At 48.5% G+C, this 3,429-nt stretch carries 2 protein-coding genes; one reads left to right on the top strand and one right to left on the bottom strand.

The features are described 5' to 3' along the window. Positions 1-59: 59 nt before the first annotated feature. Entirely contained in the window at positions 60-2,456 is a 2,397-nt protein-coding gene (gene lon / locus Q366_RS18985; protein ID WP_035242334.1) for an endopeptidase La, read from the bottom strand. A 338-nt stretch (positions 2,457-2,794) separates the two neighbouring features. Here lon and Q366_RS18980 point away from each other — a divergent pair, with 338 nt between their 5' ends. After that, complete coding sequence (locus tag Q366_RS18980) at positions 2,795-3,205, top strand: MarR family winged helix-turn-helix transcriptional regulator (protein WP_035242331.1); 411 nt, start codon at positions 2,795-2,797, stop codon at positions 3,203-3,205. Positions 3,206-3,429: the final 224 nt, after the last annotated feature.

The following is a 3,429-nucleotide window of genomic DNA, read 5'->3' as shown; positions in this document are numbered from 1 at the left end:
GGGGGGGGGGGGCGGAATCACTGCCTCCGGGGTTTGTTTTGTCAAGTTTCAATGATTGTTCAGACCCCCGTGAAGACCGGGCTTACAGCCAGGTTTTCGGGAAGTGTCCCCAGTTTCAGTGTTTCGGGTTTGGGAAGATCAATGCCGATGGTTTCCCGGATCAGATCCTCGACCGTATGAATCGTCACAAAAGTCAATTGTTCTCTGACATCTTCCGGAATTTCGGTAAGGTCTGTTTTGTTTTCTTCCGGCAGGATAATTGTTTTTAGGCCTGCCCGGTGGGCGGCCAGAACCTTTTCCTTTATGCCGCCAACAGGCAGGATGTGACCCCTTAATGTAATTTCCCCTGTCATGGCAAGGGTCGGATTAATCTTGCGGCCCATGATCAGCGATGTGATGGCCGTAAACATGGCAACCCCGGCTGACGGCCCGTCTTTGGGCAATGCCCCTGCAGGGATGTGGATATGCAGATCATTTTTTTGAAAGTCAAAGTCCTTGAGGGCAAACGCCAGCCGGGACCTGAAAAGCCCCATGGATATAGTGGCCGACTCTTTCATCACGTCCCCGAGCTGACCGGTCAGGGTCAATCTGCCGGTTCCAGGCATATGGACGGCTTCAATAAAAAGGATCTCGCCCCCTATGGGGGTCCAGGCAAGACCGGTGACCACGCCTGGAGGATTGTCCGCCTGGGCCGCATCATGTCTTATTTTAGGATGCCCCAGAATCTCTTCCAGGGTTTCTTGTGTAATAATATAAGGTTGATCAGCCGTGCCTGAAACAATTTTCCGGGAAGCAAATCCGGCCACACGGGCAAGCTGCTGGCGAAGGGCCCTGACACCGGCTTCAACTGTATATTTTTCGATGATCGCTTTTAACGCATCCTCCGTGATTTCCAATTGGGATTTTTTTATACCGTGTTCCGCGAACACCCGCTTCAGCAGATGGTCTTTGGCAATACACAATTTCTCGCCGGCCGTATAACCGGAGACATCTATTACCTCCATCCGGTCCAGAAGCGGTGCGGGAATCCCCCTTTTATCGTTGGCCGTTGCAATGAAGAATACATCTGACAGATCATAAGGAACTTCCAGGTAATGATCGGAAAAACTTATGTTCTGTTCCGGATCAAGCACTTCGAGCAGGGCGCTTGACGGGTCCCCATGGAATGCCGAAACCAGTTTGTCCACTTCGTCCAGGACAAACACCGGATTTTTCTCTCCTGCTTTTTTCATGCCCTGAATGATCCGCCCCGGAAGCGCGCCGATATAGGTTCTTCTATGTCCCCTGATCTCTGCTTCATCGCTGACGCCGCCCAGGCTGATTCGGACATATTTTCTGTCCAGGGCTTTTGCAATGCCGGCTCCAAGGCTGGTTTTTCCGGTGCCCGGAGGACCGGCCAGCAGCAGGATGGAACCCTGTTTTTCTTTTTTAAGCTTCATCACAGACAGGTGTTCAAGGATCCGTTCCTTTATTTTCTCCTGCCCGTGGTGATGGGAATCAAGCAGTGCTTCGGCGTGATCTATGTCGATATCCTTTTTTTCGGTGGTCTGCCAGGGCAGCGCCACCAAAAGGTCAAGATAATTTTTTATGATATGGGCTTCATGGCTGCCTTGTCCCTGTTCATTTAACTTAGACAGCTCTTCCAGGGCTGCCTGCTCCACCTCCCCGGGCATCCCGGCCTCTTTGATCAGCCGGGCATAATCCTTTTTGCCCTTAGATTCAGGTGTGTCTTCATCCAGCTCCTGGTGGATCTGTTTCAATTGCTCTTTTAAAAAAGCCTTTCGATACCTTTCATTGGACTGGTGGGAAAATTTCTCCGCCATCTCAATTTGAAGCGTGATGGCCGTCTTGTGTTTGAGAAGAATATCCATAAAGGCGATGCCTCGTTCTTTCAACGAGTCTGTTTCCAGAAGCCGCTGTTTCTCTTCCATGGAGATGGGGATAAACGGCAAAAGATATGTCATGGTCTCAGGTATGGAATCCATCTGCCGGATGCGCTGGGCATAACTTTCTGAACCCTTGAACTGAATGGCGATTTCATGGGCAATATCCTTGATGTAATCCAGCATCTGTTCTCTGCTTTTCAGGTCCATGTCCTCATGGCCCGGTGCCGCCGTAACCACGGCCATGACCCGACTGTCTGTTTTTTGAAGGGATTGAACAGTGACCCTTAGGCGTCCGCTTGCCCGGAACAGGTCATTGCTGCCTTTGGCGGTGTGGGTTTTTAATTCGATCAGCGTGCCGGTGGAAAAAAACGTATCCGGGTCATTGCTCCCGGGATCAAACCCTTCTTTGACGGCCAGGGCAACAGCCAGGTTTTTCCCCTGATCCATGCGTTTTTTAAGCAGGCTTCCCAAAGCTTTGTTTACCTCTATTTCAAGGTTTGATTCCGGAAACAACACAGTCCGGCTGATGGGTACGACAATATATGTTGGGGTCTCAGGTGTTGATACCATTAATTTCTCCTTTTGGTGTTGGTTGAGCAGGTTGCACAACCATACAATAGGGATGATTTAAATTAGTTCAATGAAAACTAACAATATTTCCTTTTTATTCTGAAATTGTTTTCGCGATGTCGGATCACAGCAGCATTACACAGGGGCGTTTGGCAGGAGACTTTTCAATTTACAATGAAGTTAAGACAACTTACCGGAATGCCGTCTTATTTCATTATAGGCCAGAACCTGGGGATTCATAGACCGGGTTTGGCCCATGGCCGCTATCTTGACAAAAAAAATAATATCGAATAATTAGATATAAACTAACTGTTTTGAACAAATCCGGGGGTGTTTTTTTGGACAGAGAAGCGATCTACGAAGTGATCAGAAAGTTCAGCCAGCTGGGACGGGAGTGCAGTCATGAAATTTCGGAGAAACTGGGGGTCTGCGAACTTCAGGACAATCAATTATACTATTTGAAAATGATTGACAGGGCCATGGACATTACCTGTGGAGAACTGGCCGGGCAGTTGAATATCACCAAACCTTCCGTCACGGCTATCATAAATAAACTCATCGAACTGGGCGTGGTTGAAAAATCACGCTGCACCAGGGACAAGCGCATCCACTATATCAAACTGACGGAAAAGGGCCGCAATATTACCCGCCTTGAATACCTTTCCCACCAGCGCATGGTGGACAGAATACTGGAAGTTCTGTCCGAAGAAGAAATCCATACATTTATCCGGCTGACCAAAAAACTGTAACGCCAAAAGTCCTGAAACATTCGGGATAACCATGCCTTTCGATATCAAGTTATGATTACCTAAATTTTTGACTTGCCGGATGGCCACTTTAAAATCCCCCACCCGTGGCCGGGTCAAAATCCCCCGGCAACAGAAAATTAAGATCTAAGTTATTCTCTCAATATCTTCCATTTTTCCCTTTTTTCATCCCTTCTTATTGTTGCTCACCTGAGAAAGCCGCTGGG

It is taken from the genome of Desulfobacter vibrioformis DSM 8776 (genome assembly GCF_000745975.1).
GTDB classification, from domain to species: Bacteria; Desulfobacterota; Desulfobacteria; order Desulfobacterales; family Desulfobacteraceae; genus Desulfobacter; species Desulfobacter vibrioformis.
This window is presented reverse-complemented; position numbering and strand designations above follow the sequence as displayed.